Here is a 17350-nt window from a genome sequence, read left to right as displayed (position 1 = left end):
TAAAAATCAGATACCGCGACGATAATTGCCGTGCAGCCAACTGATCGTCGATCACCCCTATAGATTTGAGTCACTGCGCAGTAATATCGCCCGGAAAACGTCGACTTTCGTCTCCAGACAGCGCCGCAGATTCAAGTCCGTCGCGCCGACTGAGAACCAGCCATCGGGCTTTTGGTAGAAATCGAGGCCACGTCCGATCTTGATGGTCCAGCCATTATCGAGGCGGACCTCACGGTCATGCAAATTGACGTTCAGCTTGACGTTCAACGCGACATCATATTCCAGGAGGCTTTGTTTCAATTCGTCCAGCTTTTCCTGGACGTCGGCCATATCTGTTTTCTCGTCGTATGACGTTATCAACGTAATTGTTTGAATGGTCGACGCCTTGAGCGCGGTCTCACAGAGTCGGACAAAATTCGCGATCTGGTGCGGCGCGCGGATGTAAGGATCTTCGACGATGATCGCCTTGGCGCCCGCGAGGTATGGGCCAAAAATCGTGTCGTAGGAATGCCCGGTGTCGCCGTACCCTATGGTGTAATGGCGTTCGGTCGGCCCGGTGGGCTCTGGCGATGGAATTGGCGCGACGATCTCGACGGGAGAAGCCGCCTCTGTGGTTTTTTCCGCGACGACGGGCGAGACGGACGGAGCCAAGGGCTCCGCAGCTTGCGCATTCATCCTTAGACGCCGACGCGCCGGCTCCAGCGTCGCCGAGGCGTTCATGCTCTCTGGGCAATGAACGACGATCTCCCGACCGTCCTTGTCGATGTAGGACAGACCGATCTTCGCAAACTCGTCGTCAGGCTTCCTTTTATTCATCTGCTCCTTGACGCGGCGCCGGCATTCGATGGCATAGGCAACGTACTCGTCGAAGTCGGCGTCATCAGGCGAATCCGCCGGATGCAGGATTTTCAGCAGGGCGCAAAGCGTCTTCTTGATACCCTTCTCATCTCGCCCCTCCACCGCCGGGCCGAGCTTTAGCCGCTTTCCGACCTCTTCGTAACGGTTGCTGTGCTTGAGCTGATAGTGGAACGCCTCCGCCAAAAAATCGGTGATAAGGCCGAACCTGTCGGTCAGGAACGCGCTGCTGTTCTTCGGCATCTCCCAGCCCGGGAGATAGCAGGCGAAGCGATCCATGACCGCAAGGTCGAACTGGTCGGGAAGAGGCTGAAACAGGTCGTATTCGGTCGAGTTGACGATCTGCTCGATGGACATGTCGATATTGCCGACGAATGCCAAGCTGGCGTCGGCGATGACCTCGGCACCGCGAGAAAAGCGGCCGTTGGCCATGAAGTCCTTCATGATCTGGATCGTGTCGGGGTCCTTGACCTTGATGCCCCCGACCTCGTCAAATGCGACCGTATCCCAAAACCCGACCAGGCCGATCTTGCGGCGAGCGTTATTGTAGAACAGCACCGATTTTGTCGCCTGGCCGCCGCTGATCAGCGTCGAATATGGGGAGAACTCGCTGAAGAAATAAGACTTTCCGGTGCCGCGCGGACCGAGTTCGATGAAATTGAAGTTGGGTTCGACGAGCGGCGCCAACCTGGCGATAAAATGCAGCTTCACCCGTTTGGACAGCTTCGCCGGTTCCAAACCGACAGAGCGCAGCACCACGTCGATCCACTCGTCGCGCGTAAACGCCTTCTTGGCCTCGCCGTAAGCAGCGAAATCAAAGCGGCTGAGCTGGATCGGCCGCAGGTCCTCGACATAAAATGCGTAGGCGTCGGCGTCGACATCGTTATGGGCGATGACGACTTCAGCCCAGATTCCGCCTTCAAGCAGGCGGTCATTGTCGCGATAGAACTTCTCGCCAATGGCTATGCGCTGCGAGGCGAAGTTTTCCAGCGACGCCCAATGCCGCTTCTCCTTCTCGACATAGCGCACATGCACCTTGTCGATGAACTTGTGTTTACCCTTCATCGCCACGCGGGATTGCGCCGCATTGGCTTCATCGGGGCGGACGTAATTTTCCTGCAGGGTCGAAAGCACCGCCTCCAGGCCCGCTTGGATTTCCGCCGGATCATTGCTGGCGCAATAGCGCGCAAGCAGGAACTCCAGGACGAAGGTCGGCACGTTGGTGCCCTTCTTGATCCGGTGCAGTAGATCCTTGCGGACGACTTTGCCGTCGAAAGCCTGGTTCAGTTTGGAGTCGAGGGCGTCTTCGACATAGTCAGACGGCATAGTCAGTCTCCAGATCGATCGCGGCATATTGCGAGAGGGTCACGGGGTTCAATGCCTTCAGCGTGAACTTCCCTTCAAATTCCATCGCCATCTTGATGGTGACCTGCACCTTCTCGCCGGGTTTAAGGGTTACGGTTCCCGTCGCGCCGTCGACACAGCCGCCGCGCTTCGCCTCGCCAATGATCTCGCCCTTCTTGCCATAGGCTTCGAGCAGAATTTCGAATGTCTCGCCGAGCGAGAACATGTTTTCACCCTCCACCGACAGATCCACCACTGGCAGGCGCGTGGTGACCCGCTTCGCGCCGTTCTTGTAAGCGAGCGTGACTTTCGCTGCCGCGATCTGCGGCTGCCTAGCCTGTTTGAGCTTGATCGTGATGACGGGAACCACAGCCTCTTGCAGCGACGCGCCGCCGTGGAAATACAGCAGGCCTCGGCGATAGGGCGCCATGCTACGCGGTCCTCCGAGTTTGCCGAAATCGCCTCGCACGCCGGCCTTTTCGGCCGACAACACGAAGTTGCCCGTATCGCCTTCACCCTCGCCGAGGAGTGCGCGGTCGTGAACCACCAACCAGTCGCCGGCAGGCTTGACGCAAAGATCGCCTGCTTCGGCGTGGGCGTTCAGGACGAAGCCGTGGTCGGTGGCGATCACCACATCGGAAAAGCCCTCGCTCTTCAGCTTGTTTACGGCGATGCGGATCGAGCGCAGCGATTGATGGATGAGGTTGAGCGTGGTCAGTGTGCCCGTCGGCGTGTTTTCCAGGTGCGCGTCAATATCGACGCTGCGCAGCACCAGGAGTTCGACCGTGGGCGCCAGTTTGTTTTTCGACCTCACAAACGCGTCGAGTTGAGCCTCGGCAAATCGGTCGCCATAGCGGGCGCGCAGCACCTCCATCCGGTTGGATACCGACGCCAGCTTGGCGCCATCTAAAGCGACTGAGAAACCTTCGCCGCCTTTGACCAAACGCAGACCGGCGGCGGCACCCGGCAGCAGCGACGCCATGCCGATCGGCGTCACCGTGGGCAGCAGCGCGCAGGCGGCGCGGATATCGGCCTGTTCGATGTCGGCAAGTTGCCGGTGCAGGGTAACGCCGAGTTCGTAGCGCAGCGCGTCCACCATGATATAGGCGACGCGGCGTCCGCTTTCCTTCAGCGCGGGTTCGACCAGCTTGTCGAACACCTCGGCGTTAGACATGCGCCCTGGCGCCGGCCACCCCGTCGCCTCCATATGTTTGGTGAAAACCGCCTGAACCTTTTCGACCAGTTTTGCATAGCGTTTGCGGGCATGGTCGACAGCGCCGGTCAGCGCATTGTCGCTGGGGATGTAGTCGCCCACTGCCTGTTCGAACTCGCGTTGCACGCGATCCACGTCCTGCATGGCCGTGATGTAGAAGCCGAACAGCGCCTCCAGGCTGCGGGCGTTTTCCGCCAGGTGGCGCTCGGCGTCGTCGCAAGCCTCGGCGAGCCGCAGCGCGGTTTCGACCAGCCCCCATTGCGCCTGATTTTCGCCCTTTCCGATCCAGACGGATGTGCCGTGCCGGCCGACGATCCGCTTGGCGCAATCGATATCTTCGGCGCAAAGAGCCTTGACCGCCTCGGCAAGGCAAGTCCGCTCTTCAAAGGGGAAGGTGTCGCGCAGGCCAAGGTCGTTGAGGTCGGCGCAGAGCCTTGGAAGCTCCAGTTCGCTTTCGACCGTCTCGGCGCGGGCGATGTACTCGCTTCGGCTCGCAATGGCGCCGCGCAGCGTGTCGCAAATGTCCTCGATCAGCAGCCGCGCATCGGCGGACGCCCTAGGGACGTTGGACAAGGCCGGGGGCAGGCCAGCGGGCAGATCGAAGGCGAATTCGCTGAACAGCAGAAAGCGCCAGAGTTCGTCGGCGACCGACGAATGTTTCTTGCCCTTGGTCATGAGTTTTAGGCCCATCGCCTTCGCCAGGAGCGCCTTGGCCTCTGGAACCCAGCTTTCGTGGGCGTTCAGGGATTCGGTCTGCTTGGCGTTGGGCACCAGCAGCGCGAGGAGGATTTCGCGGGCGGATTCCGCGCCAAGAGCGGTGCGCAAGGTCGGCCAGGACAGGCCGCCGCCGATGTTGTCGATCAACGCGAAGGAGGGCGAAGGATTCTCCGCGAACAGGCGGCGGATTTCCGCGTCATGGTCCGGCTTGGCGCGCAGGCACAGGCTCATGAAACCGTCGCCGTCGCCATCGGGAAAGACCGCGCCGCAGGCGGAATAGACGGCATAGGGGTCTTTTTGCCGCTCTTCATCGGTCACGGGCGGTTTGGTGGGAATGTAGACTAGAAGTTTTTTCGGTTGATCCGGCCTGCCAAGGCGAGCGAGTGTCAGCATGGCCGCCTCCCGCGCCGTAATGCTGCTCTCGCTGGCGTCGACCAACGCTGTGTCTGGATCGGCCAGGGTTTGGCAGAGGTCGTGGTAGCGCCGATCCGGGTCATAGACAGCCAGGACCGAAGCCTTTTTCAAACGCGGTTCAAAAACCTCCTGGCGAATGAAATTTGCGATGCTCATGCGTCCACGCTTTCTTTGGCGACAACGTAAGACGACCACAAAGCCTCGATCGACGGACTGCCACCTGTCGCTAGCAATTCCATCGCGGCGATGATCCGTCCGGCCCGATCGCGCAGGAAGGCGTCAAAATCCTTGGCGAGCTTGTCGCGCAACGCTTCGCCGTGAAGCCCCGCGTAATGAGCTTCCGACAGCAGCTTGAAGGAGATAAGGTGGGATTTCAGCCGCTCCGCAATGGCTATGGCGTCAGCCCATTCGATCCTCTCCTGGAGATAGACGAGTGGGTCTTGCCGGCCAATTACGCGATTGGTCTTCCAAGTGATCAGCGCGCAATTGAGCGCCAGCGAGCTTTCGATGCCAGCCTCCTGCAGCAGCGCATCCGGGAAAATGTGGTGATATTCTCGTTTTTGCACGCTCTCGTAGGATGCGCCGTGATTGTCAGCGAAATCATAGGCGCCCAGATAGGTCGAGACCGCGAGAATGGCGCGCGCCCTGATGCCTGTCGCTTTTGGCCAGCCGACGGACATGAGGGCGTCGGCGGTGGCGAGCGGGAATTCAGAGCGGTTCAACACCGGCACAGACGGCAGCTCGTCGTCCAGGAATTGCGGATTTTGCAACAACGCTTTCATCGCCTTGAAATCGGCGAAAGCGCGCGTCGCAGCTGCATTTTCATAGCGGTCGGTGAAGAAAGACGACCAGAGATACCGGCGGAGCAGTTTTTCCGACTTGGCAAGAAAATCGCCATGGTCAGGAATGAACTCGTAGCTCGCAGCGATCACGGCGAGGACGGCGTTTGTCGGCAGGCGCGCTTGGTCGAAAATGCCCTGATCGGCCAAGAAGGCGGCCATGCGCTCCAAACCACGTTCTAGTTTCGGCCAATTGTCGATCAGAATCTTCTTGTCCATGTCGATCATGCCGCGATGACTGGGCGATTGGTCTTGCAGCAACGCCGACGTCGATAAAATCAGATCACGAATATCGCCAAATCTGGACGCATGTGGACATTTCTCATCAATGCTTGCTTCCCGGTCATGAAGGGACTCTTCATTCACGCTCTCCACCTCGGCAACGATGATATCATAGAGGGCCAAAGGCTTGCTGTTGGTGTTCATGTTGATGAACACTTGCAGCGCGACAGACTTCTCGGTTTCCGCAGGCAATGACAGATAAGGCAGATTGAAGAATTTGACCCGCTCGCGCAGCGTGACGATTTTCGACCTGAGCCGCTCCTGGAAATCGTTGAAAGCTTCCAGCTTGGCAAATGCGTCGGCATCGTCGGGTTTTGGCTTCAAAGGCGCACAGGCCGCTTTCACCCAGCCTTCGATCTCGATGGAAATGTCTTCGGGGCGAAGCAACGAAAGCGGGACCAGACCACGTTCTAGGCATTGCGCCGAATCCTCAGCCCATCGCGGCATGCGCAATCCGGTTTTCTGGTTTACCCATCGTGCTTCGCAGCGAATCGTCGTTTCGCTCAGCACATCTCTCGTGCGATCAAACTCGGGAAAGTGGATGAAATAGGTCTCCCAGTCGTAATTATTGTGCATTGACCGCCAGAACGCCGTCAGCCGCTGTTGGCCGTCGAGGAGATGTTGGGTCACAGCGCCGACGCTCGCGGGCTGCGCGGTGCTGACATAGCGCGAAATGAACTTTTCCTTGCCAGCGACTTCCAAAGCCAGCGTGACGCCGACAGGCAGATTATTGATAATCGTATTGAGAAAGCTGGTCACACGCCCACGGTCCCAGGCTTCGAGTCGCTGAAAGCGCGGCAATTTGATTTGCCCTTGCTGAATCTGCTGAAACCAGACGCCCAGCGTCCTATCCTGCGCCTTGCTGGATTGTTGCATAATGCTCATTTCGCCCCCCGGCGTTTCTTGGCAGGATTCGGTTCGGGCTCGACATAAAGGCCTTCAAGATCGTGGGCGATGGCGAGCGACTTGTCGGTCTTGCACTTTTCGCGGACGCGATCGGGCCAGTAGACCAGAGCCAGATGCGCCCAGTCGTAATCGCCCTTTTCCAGTTTCGTCCAGGTATCCTTCAGCAGCTTTTGCCAGGGCTTGTGACGGAACAGCGGCCACAGCGGCGCGGCGGTGATCTGCACGCCGTCGTCGTGGTTGGGATGGTAGGTCGGCGCGATCCGCAACAGGGTGTCGCGCAGGTCGATCAGTTCGGCTTCGAGGTTTTCGGCCGCCTCAAGCTTTTTGTCTTCGTCGCGGCTGCGGGCGGATTTGGCGCGCAGCGCGGCCGCCTCCTGCTCCACCTGCTTCAACTTGCCTGAGGGACCTTCGAGGAAATCGTTGATGGCGGTGTAGAGCGTCTGGCTGGTCAGATTTGGATAATAGACCCAGAGCGTGTAGGCGCCCGAAGCCGTCGAGAGCGGCCAGTAGATCGGCGCCTTGCGACGGCTCTTGCTGTAATTTTGCAGATGGAAGGCAAAGAACTCGCGTTGCAGCCAGCGATGCACGTCGTTGGGCGCGGGCGCATCGACGCGGGCCAGAACTTCCTCGACCAGATGGGCGAGATCATGCTTGTGGCCGGGGTCGTCCACCAGAATGCCGGTGTGGGCGTGGAACGGTTCGTCGCCATCGGGCAACATGCCGGGGCTTTTGGCAGGCAGCGGGTCGAAGGGATCAGGCTCGGGCGGCGCGGCGCGCTCGCCGGTGGCGAGGCGCCAGTCGAAGCGGCCGAAGGCTACTCCGACAGTCCAACTGAGGAGACCGTCTGTTTGACCGATGGGATTGGCGCTGTCTTCGTCATCGCCTTCATCATCGCCTGCGTCATCCTCCGCTGCATTTTCGTCAGTCGCAGAGCCGCCGCTTGCTTGGATTGCGGCGCGATCAATATCACTAAACCCATACAATGTATAAGCTATCTCGTCGATTTCAGCTTGGATAACCACAAGCTCCGCTTCAATAGCGGCAGGATCATAGCAATTCAATCGTGACCGTAAAGCGGCAGGCAACAAGAAACTATGCGAAATTTCCTCAACGGTATTAACCTCCCGAGTTAATGTCCAGCCTCTAAGCGCAAATTTCTCTAGTTCATAGCGGGCCGTGTCGTACTGCGGAATAGGCAGAACTCTGACAGCGTTAGTAACAAACTCAGGTTGTCCCTCAGACTGGCCTAGCGAAAGTTTGATTAAAAAATCGCACGCCTTTGATGACAACAAACTTTGCAGTGGTGCCATTTCAGTCGGAGGAACGAATGCAGCATAGGTTCTCGCGCTGAAAACGAAGCCAGCAGGAAGCATATTAGGACTGAACGATCCGGTCCTTAGTGGCCATGCTATGACTGGTACGCCATAGTTGTTTTCATCATGCAATATCCAGCTTGCATTTCCATTTAAATATGGAAATTTCCATTTTATATACTCTCTCAATTCCGCAAAATTATTAATACCATTGACAATTACATTATAATCTACGTAATATTTTGCATTCTTGCTTCCATTTGCGTATCGTATCCATTTATTCGTAAGCCCGATTTTTTCTTGGGAAACCTCCCAAAAGCACCGAACAAATCGCGCATCGTATTTGGTTGACAGCCCGATGGCCGCATTCCTGCCTTCTGACTCTAGGGGCGAAAGCGCGGGAAAAAGGTTGCGAACATCTGCGCTTACCCAATACGAAAAAGGTGAGCCCGGGATGGCATCAAACTCTTTTGTGTCGACGGTCATAATTTCACGGACACACCCTCCTTGCCTGTAGTTTGTTGTACAGTTAAGAAGAGCAGCATGCTTGTCTTTAAAATTTAGCAGTCTTAGAAAAACAGTCATTAGACTTTCCTAACCACATAAGCAGCTGCTTCGACCATAGCATCATCCATCACCGCGAGACCAAGGTCTGCAAAGACCTCGACATTTGACCTGGCCGAAATCACCTCGCATCTCCATCTCGCAAAGCTCGAAATAAAAAAACCAGTTCGAGAGGTTATTGCCCCAATTCTACCACCGTCCCTAAGCACATCGAGGCATCTCTCCACGAATACAGAGAATATATTTGATTTAGATGCCGGATATGTTTTAGAGATTATAGATTTTGCGCCTAGGCTCACGGCACCAAATGGAGGATTCATCACCACGACATCAAAAGTGTCACGGCAGGTGTCGATCATACGAAGCCCCTGCAATGCATCCTCGACAAACAGCCGCCCCTGGTAGCTCGCGCGCGCGGCGCGCGCGAATTCGGCAAGCGCCTCTTGCAGCCGCGCCTCGGCCGTTCGCCATTGCACCTCATCCTGCTGCCGGAACATTCCGCCATGGTCGCCAAACACCTGCTTGACGAGCCTTGGCACTTCCTTTTCCACCTGCAAGAGCACGCCGAGTTCGGGCAATCCCTTGAGCAGGACAAGGGTCTGTTCGAACAGTTCGGCGTCCAGCGGGTCGAGTGCCGCCACAAAATCCTGGCGCAATTCAATTTCGGCCGGAGGCGCCACCGCCGCCACGACATGGCCGCGCCCGATGGCGGGTCGTTCCTGCGCCTTGACCCCCGCGTCATGCCACGCCCGTTGCGCCCGCAGCCACAGCGCCAGCGCGGCGATCTGCGCCGCGCGCGGGTCGATGTCGACACCATAGATGTTGTGCTCGATGATCAGTCGGGGAACATCGCGCAAGAAAGCATCTTCGTCGGCATAGGTCTGGCACAGAGGTTTCAGGTCGGGATCGCCACCGGTCTCGACATCCAAGATGCCGGGGCCATGGCTCTGTTCCCACGCCCAGGCCTCGCGATAAAGGTCCAGGAACAGATCAAAGGCGTAAAGGCCGAAATGCATCGAGCCGCAGGCGGGATCGAGCAATTTGATCGTGCGGGGATCGCGCAGACGGCGCAGCGGCTCCGGCTGTTCGTCGGGCTTCACCAGTAGATATTGGCAGCGGTCGCGCAAGCCGCTGGCGCCGCCGGTCCAGTTGAACCACAGCCGCCCCAGGGAGTTGTCGACAAGGAACTCCACCACATAGCGCGGCGTGAAGAACTGGTTGCGCACCGCCAGCTCGCGGCTGTTGCGCGGCGCTTGGCTGGCGTCGCGCATCGCTTTGCGCTCGTCCTTGCTGTTGAAATATTGGTAGATCCAGCCAATGGTTTCGTCTTCGGCCCACAGCGGCGCGATCTCGGGGGCGTTGATCAGATCGAGCAGCGGCAAAAGCGCGGGCTCGCGCGGGAACAAGCGGCCATTGGGGAAATGCCGGTCGAACAGAACCGGCAAATCCGCGCCGTAGATGTCGCACATGCTGAGCAGAAAGACGCGATAGGCGTCTCCGGTCTCGCCGAGCGCCATTCCCGCCACGCGCTGGTAAAGCTGGAAGGCCTTGGATTGGTAAGCCTTGCCGACGCATTCCATCACCAGCCCGCGCGCCTCCATCATGCGCAGCGCGGCGAGGCGGTTGAGTGTGGTGAAGGCCTGTTCGCGCACCATGCGGTCGAGCGTGGTTTTCCGCGCTTGCTGTCCGTCGCTCAGGGCGCTGGGCAGGTAGTGATCGAAAATCTCGCGCAAGACGCGCGCGGTCGCCAACCGCTGATCGTCGAGATGCGCCAGGCTTTCCAGCGGCGACACGGTCCCCGAATTGGGATCGAGCCCAAAATCCTGCTGGAACTGCTGGGTGAACTCATCGGTGAGAACCGTGCGAGCTTTGGTCACGAAGGTCTGAAGCCGACCCCGCGTTGCGTCGTCGAAGGCCATGGGGTCAGTCCCTCGTCACGACAAGATCAATGTCGGTGTCGGACAGTTCGCGCCGCAGGTCCGACAAGATGCGGATAAGGGCGTCGAGTTCAGCGGGTGTGCCGATGCGCGAGGGTAGAGAGACGGTCTTCAAGCCTTTTTCGCGCATGCCGCCATATTGGCCGCTGGCGGCTGGTTTTGGCGGCGGGGGCGGCTGTCGGCGCGCCTTGCCTTCCTGTACCACCTTGGCCTTGGTGTCGGCGATAGTGCCTTCAATGTCGAACTGCCGCGCCACCAGTTTCTTTACGCCGGAAATGTCCGGCGTGACCTCGACCGAGAGCGTCTGGATTTTCGCCAACGTCCCAGCCTGCTCCTCCGCCGTGAATTCAGCCCATTCCGGAATCAGCGCCAATTCGGATTCGGCGGCGAGAAGCCGTTCGGCCTGCGTCGCGCGCATCTTGGCGACGGCTTCAGCGACCCGTGCCTCAATGGCGGTTTTCCGCGTGTTGAGATCGGCCTTGCATTTGAAGAAATCGTCCTTGGCCAGGATATCGGCCACGGCGTCCAAATCTTCCTGCGCGGCGTCGCGCAGGTCCTTCGGCGCGCCGGTCGTCGGCAAATCGTCAATACCGTGCTGGAGATCGCGCAACACCTTGACCGTATCGGCTATGCCCTGGTCGAACGCCAGTCGGGCGGAAGTGGCCCATTTCAGCGCGTCGTAAAGTTGCGACTGTTCCGCGCCAAAACGCTGCGGCGCATCGGACGCGTCGGATAGCAGGAGATCGGCGATCTGCTGGTTCGCGGAACGCACCGTCTCGACGCCGGGCAGCCCGAGGGATTGCAGCCGCTCCGCCAAAGGCGCGAGCTTATGTTGCAAGGCAGGGAGGAGTTTTTGCGCGGCCTTGCCGATGTCTTCTTCGAGCGGAACGACCTGCTCGCCGGAGAGATCGGTCAGCCGTTCGGCCGCTCGGCCCAACACCTCCATCGAAGGCCGATCGTCGCGCATGGCGACGCCGACTGGCTTAAAACTGTTATTGGTCTTGAGGGCGTCGATTGCCTGCTGACCGGTGACCGTGACCTCGCGGCCGGAAACTTTCAGCTTCACCTCACCGGCGACGAGCAAGGCGGCGACCATGTATCGCACGGTGTCCTGCGACCACCCGAACGGCGCGCCGGAAAACACGTCCAGCAGCTTCTTGCCTTCGACGGCGCCATTGCGCTCGACATAGTCCTTGATGCTGACGAGGCCCTTGTGGTCGGTCTTGATGCTCGGCGATCCGCCGTTCATCTGCACGAGGCCGAGCGGATCGAGAGCCGACGTCACCGCCCGCAAATTCGGCGCCCGCAGGAATTTTTCGGCCAGATCGGTCGCGGCGCGCTCGGACGCCTCGGCATAGCGGTCGAACACCCGCTCGGCGGCTTCTGTCAGGTGCTTTTTGCACGCGGCAGGCAACGACTGATCGAGGCTGTCAACCGCCGTCACCTTGCCCCGGAACACGAACGAGCCCTGGGTCAGCGCGCGCGTGATTTTCTTGGCGAGATCGTTGGCGAGGCGCGTGGCCCGATCGATCTGGCTTTGGCAATACTCCTTGACCTCCTGGTCGGGGTCATTCCTGTGCAATTCCACGATCCGCTCGGAACGGCAGATTTCGGCGACGAGATCATCGGCTTCAGGCGAGCGGCGGGCTAGCAGGTAGATGCTGTTTTCCGACGACCTGTGGATTGACTCGTTGTTGAGCTTGGTTTTTTCGGTCTCGTAATCCGTCGGGTCGGCGAAGGACAAAGTGGTCTGGACCGTCTCGCGTTCACCGGCCAGCGAGACCTGCTGTCCGCAGCTGAGGTGTTTCAGGCCTGATGTCACCGACAATGATCCATGCAGCCGCACGCTGGGCAGCGGATCGAACACCGCCTTCAAGGCTTCATTGAAAACGCGGCGGACATCCGGAGTGCGGGGCGCAAGTTGTGACCGCTCCTGCTCCACATCATTGAGCTTTTCGCTGAAAAAGCGGAGCCAGCCTTCTTTCTCGCCCAGAGGGACAATGTGGTCCTTGAGGAGCGCGTCGACAGCTTCCCTGACTTTGTCGGCCACCGATGCGGCGGCGATCGCCGGCTGCATGAGGGCCGCGACATTTGCCACGGAAATCGGCAAGTTCGAGAGAATCTGGAGCACGGCCACGGTCTTGCCGACGCCTTGGCACAGCTCGTCATCGGGAAACCGGATGAGGACCTTCTCGACCGCCTGATGGATGGAGGGAAACGCGCGGCGGATGTCCTTGTCGAGGGCGTCGTAGAGGGTCACCGTGGTGGCAAGCCATCCGATTTCTCGATCGACGACAGGCTTCAAGGAACCGGCGCCCTCGACCAGGATGTCCTGGATGACCTTGATCGCCGAGCGCAGGCCGATGCCGCCCGTCGATTTGGCGAGCGCGCCCAGCAAGTGAAGCAGAATGTCGAAATGGGCCGGCAGGAACGGGTACAGGTTCGTGAAGGTCTCGCGGTCGAAGCCGGCGTCGTAAAATTTGGCATCGGCCAGTTTGGTGTGCTGGCGCAAGGCCTGCCCATATCGGTCGAACAGCGCGCCGAGTTCGGTCGCGCCCGCCGCGGATTTGCCCAGCAGGCGCTTGAAGCAGATTTCTTTGATGTCACTAGATTCCAGCGCGACTGGAATAGGAAAGCGATCTTTCAATTTGTACAGTTCGGGCGAGTTGATTGCGGCCCTAGGATCATCCTCGGTCAGTGTTTGTTGGGCAGTGCCTAGAATCCAAACTTTGCCGTGTCCCAAATCTTTCAGGTTTTGTGCGAGACCCTGAAGATCGAGGATTTTGGCCTGCTGGCTGCCAACATATTGGCCAATCTCGTCGACTACGAAGATGATATGTTGCTTGCCAGAGGCTTCGCGTACGACGTCGATCATCTCCTGAACGCGGTCGTTCATCAGGTACACGGTGTCCGCCGTCGCGGTCGTAAACGCTTGATCGGTCCGGAACAGATTGGGATAGAGCTTGTGGGCGAGCCGGGGGACGACGCTATCCACGACCAGGTCGTCATTCTGGAAATCCGCCCACTTTTGGCCCGTCTCATCTTGGAAGGCCTGCTCGAATTCTGCATACCGGCCTTCTTTACGAAGGCGTCGCTGAAGTGCCGCGACTTTCAGATTCCTCGAATAGCCCGCGTATTGCAGTACCTTGTAATAAAGGACGGTCGAGACCTCGGCGAGAGTGGCGCCGGCAATCTGCTCGCTGGCCAAGTCGAGCATGACGACGGCTGCGGGAAAGCTTGCGGCCAGTTTCGAGAGCAGGGCCTTGGTGGTAGGCCGATGAAGCCTATCCTGCAGATGATGCAAGAAGGGCTTGCCGTCGATGATCACCCGTTGATCGAAGGCAAGGCCAAGGTATTTGGTAAAGGAGCTTTTGCCTGAACCGTAGAAGCCCGAAACCCATATACCAATCTCATATCTGGCATCGGAGTTCGTCGCGGATTCCATCGCGGCTTTCATTGCAGCCTCCATCTTTTCGAGGAGGCTCTCAAGCTGGCTTTCGATTTTCTCAGTGACGATATATTCGGAAATCTCCGCCTTCAGGCGCTGCGCTTGCGAGGCCTGATAGGTGATGACCTTCTCGATGGTGCGCTGGATATCTTTGCCGGCGTCGAAGAGATTGCGAATCTGGGTCATGGCGCTTCTGATGGCTGGTGAAATCGATTAGCCGCCGACATGCACGGAGCGGTAATTGCCGTCTTCAGGATAAAATCCAAGGAACCTTAGCCGCGTTTTCCCTGTCCGGGTACCGGGATAAAGGAACACGGTAGGCACATGGAATTTTCCCTGCAGTTGCGCCTCGATGGCGCCGATGCGCAGGTAGGGATGCAGTGCCTCGAGGTCGGTGACAACGATGATTGTCGACGATTTGCCTTCCAACGCGGCCAAACGCTCCTCCAAACGGGCTTGGAGGCGCCCTTGCGCCGTCAGTGCGTTCGCCAGGGCCGCATTCGTTCGCTCCCATGCGAGCGGCGCCTTGCGGTCTGCCTCAATCCAGACCTTGCGAAGTGGCGCCTTCTGAAGGATGTCGGCGATCTCCTCGGCAATCGAGAACGTCTCGACCTGCCAGCCGGCGTTCGTCAATTTGGACGTCCACGCGGGCATCAATCGCTTCACCTCAAGCAACTCGTTTGGAGCGAAGACCAAATAGAAGATCGGCTCAAAACTCGCGTGCGCAAACTCGCGGCCGGTTTCGATCCGGCGAATCAGCTCGTCGAAATCAGCCTTTAGCGATGCCATCTGCCAGCTCCTCCATCGACTTGTATTTCCACGACACCTGGGTGACGCCGCCCGCGGACTGTACGATCAGCTCTCCCCGCAGGGAAAGGCGCTTCAGTTCGCCAAGAACATCATCGGCTTCTAGTCCGAAAAGCCCCCAGTCAGGGTTTTGCATGAGCGCGTTGTCGCCCACCCCTCGGAAATGCAGATCGTGAGCCAGGATCGATGCCACGTTCGGCGTGATGCGAAAAGTGACGATCGGCCTCGCGCCGGCTTTCATGACCCCAAGGAGACCAAAATCCACGCATGCGCCGAGCAGATAGCTGGCGACGCGTGTGACTGTCGTCTCCGACCAGGGGCGAGTCGTCCGTCCATCGGACACGGCCGAAGAGACGAACTGCAAGGAGTCCGCCTTCGACACCGAGGCGCCACCTGCTGCATAGCGGGGCCAATAAACCTGCAGCACGAAATCGGCGAGGATTGGGTTCGCACGGCAGGTGAACAAGAAACAGAGCGACCGGAAGTCATCCCTGGAAAGGATTTTCGAAATCGACTTCAAAAGCTTGGCGGGCGCTCCGCCATCTGTGAGGTATCGTGAACGAAATGCTTCAGTCACGACGTTTTGCAGACGCCTAGCGGTGACGGCTGGGAAATCGCCGGAAGCCAGCGCGAACTTGAACAAATCCTGCCCGCTCATTCCGGGTTCCCAGGCAGCAAGCAGCTTCGAGGTCTCAGGCACGAGTCCGAGTCCAGCCTGGAGTTGCGTCGTGTATTTAGGCGCCTCCGTCATCGGGCGCCGGCAATGTAAGGAAAACATTGCAAGCCCGCGCCGAAGGCGGCGGAATATAGGGATGCAGCCTCACTGACCCACGCAGTCGAGTCGAATGTCTCGGACGACGCCATAAGCGCGGGCCCAGGTCTCGCCGCCGTCGCCTTGTTCGCGAAGCTTTCTAGTGTCGCCTTTGCCGAATCCGACGACGATATCGTCTTGGCCAAATCCGAGCCGCCCGACTGAACAGCTTCGAACAGACGCTGCTCCATGCTTTCAGGAAGGCGAAACAGGTGGAAAACGTGGCCGACGCCAATTCGTTCGTCATGAACGCGTTTGGCGGCTTCGAGTACACCCTGGTACCGGGCCTGAAGGACGTTGCCCCCAAAGACCGGAACAAGAAACGCAGTGCTCGTCGGAGAAAGGAAACCCGAAGTCCACCATCCCGCGTTGTCGCGCTCGCCGAGCAGTCCGACAGCCAGTCTCAACGAAACCATCCCCAGAAGAGCGCTTGCGTTCCGGTCGGCGGAATTTTCGTTCATCATCTTCCCTCTTGGAGTGGCCGATACGGCCACCGCGAACTGAAACTTCAATGGCACCGCACAAGACGACGGGTCTTCGCAAACCGAACAATCAAGATGGCGACAATATCGCCGGGGTCCGGGCTTTGCGCCGAATCACTCGCGTGCCGTATATTGGCTCTTGAGAACGCGATTTTCACCTTCGCATTTTGGCGCTGCTGAACGGTGCCGGTCGCCTGCACGGTGGCGTCGACTGCGACCGTGCCACCCGTGGCCTTGAAACTCACCACCGTCATCGCCCTGTGCTCCATCGGCCTGGGGAAGCCAGTTCAGCCGCAGATGCTGGTCCTCGGCAGCATGAGCCTCGGCGGCAATCTGGTTCGGGTCGAGAAGCTAGCCAGTCGCTTCAGGTCGCATTCGACGCAGGCGGCAAGCGGATTCTTTCGCCAATGGCCAGCGTCAAAGACATCGCCACGATTCCGGGAGAATTGTTCGCCAAATTCCAGGCAGACTTCTACGCCGATGCAAGCGATACCGTGTTCAATGCATTAGGAGACGGCTAACTGGACCGTTAGTATCCTTGCGCAACGATCCAGCTCGCGACCCCACCGATAAGCGCGGTGGTGTTGGGACTACCAACCGTAATTCCCGCGTGCGGTTCGACTGAGTGATAGCTCGTCATCGCCGCGGCGCCGGGTACAAACCCGGCTTTTCGGGCAACAATATTCTTGGTTCGTCGGTTCTCTATCCAGTAGGTGATAACCGGACGATGACGGGAGCCTGAAGGCGCGCCCGGATGGATTGCCTGAGCCGTCCCACCAAAGGGCAGATACGCATGGTGAGCCTGCAGCAATGTTAGGTCATAAAGTCGCGCAACGAATGCGCGCATCTCGTCGATACTCCCGGGGTCCTTGACGTCCTTGCATTCGATTGCAATCCGGGGGCGACCGGTCGCAACTCCCCCGCCCGTCATGGCCCTGAGCGCCTGTCCGACGCCCGCAGGCACGATCGCAATGTCTATTTCGTGACGAGCGCCGCTTCGCCCCTCGAACTGAACTCCATTCCATATCTCCCAGGCAACGCGACCGGGCCACTGAAAGCTGATCACGCTGGCATTCCCGGCACCTTGGGCCGAGCCAGCAATGCCAGTGGGTGCGCCACCTCGCTGAATGAAGCGGCGATCGCTATCACTCGATCTTATGCGGGAGCCATCAGAGCGCTGTAGCCAGACGTCGTACCCCCGAACTTGCAATTCGCGGGCTATGCCCGTCATCACGAATAGCTCGAAGGCACGGCCGGCACCACCAGCGTTGCGAAGAGTTGCTGCGCTTCCGAGAACAGTATCAAGGGCTGCCTTAACGTTCGGGATCATACCGAAGTAAGCCCCCTTGCAGTGAGAGACCAATCGTCGAGCGATTGCCGCAAATTCTGCAGCGATGCGCGCGCCGCCCTAATGTCAT

Annotated in this window: 11 protein-coding genes; all 11 read right to left on the bottom strand. The window is 58.9% G+C overall.

The genetic code is table 11. The features are described from left to right. Positions 1-57 precede the first annotated feature (57 nt). The 11 genes from brxL to QM467_RS01450 all read right to left on the bottom strand — a co-directional run bounded on the left by brxL (position 58) and on the right by QM467_RS01450 (position 17262). Complete coding sequence (gene brxL, locus QM467_RS01500) at positions 58-2181, bottom strand: BREX system Lon protease-like protein BrxL (protein ID WP_283364509.1); 2124 nt, start codon at positions 2179-2181, stop codon at positions 58-60. Next, the gene (locus QM467_RS01495; protein ID WP_283364508.1) at positions 2171-4699 is read right to left on the bottom strand and encodes a PglZ domain-containing protein; all 2529 of its coding nucleotides are present in this window, start codon (positions 4697-4699) and stop codon (positions 2171-2173) included. Before QM467_RS01495 ends, brxL begins: the two co-directional genes overlap by 11 nt. Then, the gene (locus QM467_RS01490; RefSeq protein WP_283364507.1) at positions 4696-6549 is read right to left on the bottom strand and encodes a DUF262 domain-containing protein; all 1854 of its coding nucleotides are present in this window, start codon (positions 6547-6549) and stop codon (positions 4696-4698) included. The genes QM467_RS01495 and QM467_RS01490 overlap by 4 nt, the downstream gene beginning before the upstream one ends. Further along, positions 6546-8468 carry a hypothetical protein gene (locus QM467_RS01485; RefSeq protein ID WP_283364506.1) on the bottom strand — a complete coding sequence of 641 codons (1923 nt, stop codon included), beginning with the start codon at positions 8466-8468 and terminating at the stop codon, positions 6546-6548. Before QM467_RS01485 ends, QM467_RS01490 begins: the two co-directional genes overlap by 4 nt. Next, complete coding sequence (locus tag QM467_RS01480; protein ID WP_283364505.1) at positions 8468-10366, bottom strand: Eco57I restriction-modification methylase domain-containing protein; 1899 nt, start codon at positions 10364-10366, stop codon at positions 8468-8470. Before QM467_RS01480 ends, QM467_RS01485 begins: the two co-directional genes overlap by 1 nt. A 4-nt stretch (positions 10367-10370) precedes the next feature. After that, complete coding sequence (gene brxC / locus QM467_RS01475; RefSeq protein ID WP_283364504.1) at positions 10371-14018, bottom strand: BREX system P-loop protein BrxC; 3648 nt, start codon at positions 14016-14018, stop codon at positions 10371-10373. Between the two features lie 27 nt (positions 14019-14045). Beyond that, complete coding sequence (locus QM467_RS01470) at positions 14046-14621, bottom strand: BREX protein BrxB domain-containing protein (RefSeq protein WP_283364503.1); 576 nt, start codon at positions 14619-14621, stop codon at positions 14046-14048. Further along, positions 14602-15390, bottom strand: a complete 789-nt coding sequence (locus QM467_RS01465) for a BrxA family protein (RefSeq protein WP_283364502.1) — start codon at positions 15388-15390, stop codon at positions 14602-14604. Before QM467_RS01465 ends, QM467_RS01470 begins: the two co-directional genes overlap by 20 nt. Beyond that, on the bottom strand, positions 15387-15911 hold the full coding sequence (locus QM467_RS01460) for a BrxE family protein (protein WP_283364501.1): 525 nt from the start codon (positions 15909-15911) through the stop codon (positions 15387-15389). Before QM467_RS01460 ends, QM467_RS01465 begins: the two co-directional genes overlap by 4 nt. Before the next feature lie 47 nt (positions 15912-15958). Continuing rightward, positions 15959-16186 (bottom strand): hypothetical protein, encoded by a 228-nt coding sequence (locus QM467_RS01455; protein ID WP_283364500.1) that lies wholly within the window; start codon positions 16184-16186, stop codon positions 15959-15961. Between the two features lie 275 nt (positions 16187-16461). Beyond that, entirely contained in the window at positions 16462-17262 is an 801-nt protein-coding gene (locus QM467_RS01450) for a hypothetical protein (protein ID WP_283364499.1), read from the bottom strand. Between the last annotated feature and the right edge of the window lie 88 nt (positions 17263-17350).

Origin of the sequence: Rhodoblastus sp. 17X3 (genome assembly GCF_030056575.1) — a bacterium.
Taxonomy (GTDB): Bacteria; Pseudomonadota; Alphaproteobacteria; order Rhizobiales; family Beijerinckiaceae; genus Rhodoblastus.
The sequence above is the reverse complement of the archived record's forward strand: the minus strand, read 5'-3'. Positions and strand labels throughout refer to the sequence as shown.

What these genes read in the sequence shown, in the direction of transcription:
- QM467_RS01480 (WP_283364505.1), bottom strand. Translation starts at nt 10,366, where the DNA reads ATGGCCTTCGACGACGCAACGCGGGGTCGGCTTCAGACCTTCGTGACC.
- QM467_RS01450 (WP_283364499.1), bottom strand. Translation starts at nt 17,262, where the DNA reads ATGATCCCGAACGTTAAGGCAGCCCTTGATACTGTTCTCGGAAGCGCA.
- brxL (WP_283364509.1), bottom strand. Translation starts at nt 2,181, where the DNA reads ATGCCGTCTGACTATGTCGAAGACGCCCTCGACTCCAAACTGAACCAG.
- QM467_RS01485 (WP_283364506.1), bottom strand. Translation starts at nt 8,468, where the DNA reads ATGACTGTTTTTCTAAGACTGCTAAATTTTAAAGACAAGCATGCTGCT.
- QM467_RS01460 (WP_283364501.1), bottom strand. Translation starts at nt 15,911, where the DNA reads ATGAACGAAAATTCCGCCGACCGGAACGCAAGCGCTCTTCTGGGGATG.
- QM467_RS01490 (WP_283364507.1), bottom strand. Translation starts at nt 6,549, where the DNA reads ATGAGCATTATGCAACAATCCAGCAAGGCGCAGGATAGGACGCTGGGC.
- QM467_RS01495 (WP_283364508.1), bottom strand. Translation starts at nt 4,699, where the DNA reads ATGAGCATCGCAAATTTCATTCGCCAGGAGGTTTTTGAACCGCGTTTG.
- brxC (WP_283364504.1), bottom strand. Translation starts at nt 14,018, where the DNA reads ATGACCCAGATTCGCAATCTCTTCGACGCCGGCAAAGATATCCAGCGC.
- QM467_RS01465 (WP_283364502.1), bottom strand. Translation starts at nt 15,390, where the DNA reads ATGACGGAGGCGCCTAAATACACGACGCAACTCCAGGCTGGACTCGGA.
- QM467_RS01455 (WP_283364500.1), bottom strand. Translation starts at nt 16,186, where the DNA reads ATGACGGTGGTGAGTTTCAAGGCCACGGGTGGCACGGTCGCAGTCGAC.
- QM467_RS01470 (WP_283364503.1), bottom strand. Translation starts at nt 14,621, where the DNA reads ATGGCATCGCTAAAGGCTGATTTCGACGAGCTGATTCGCCGGATCGAA.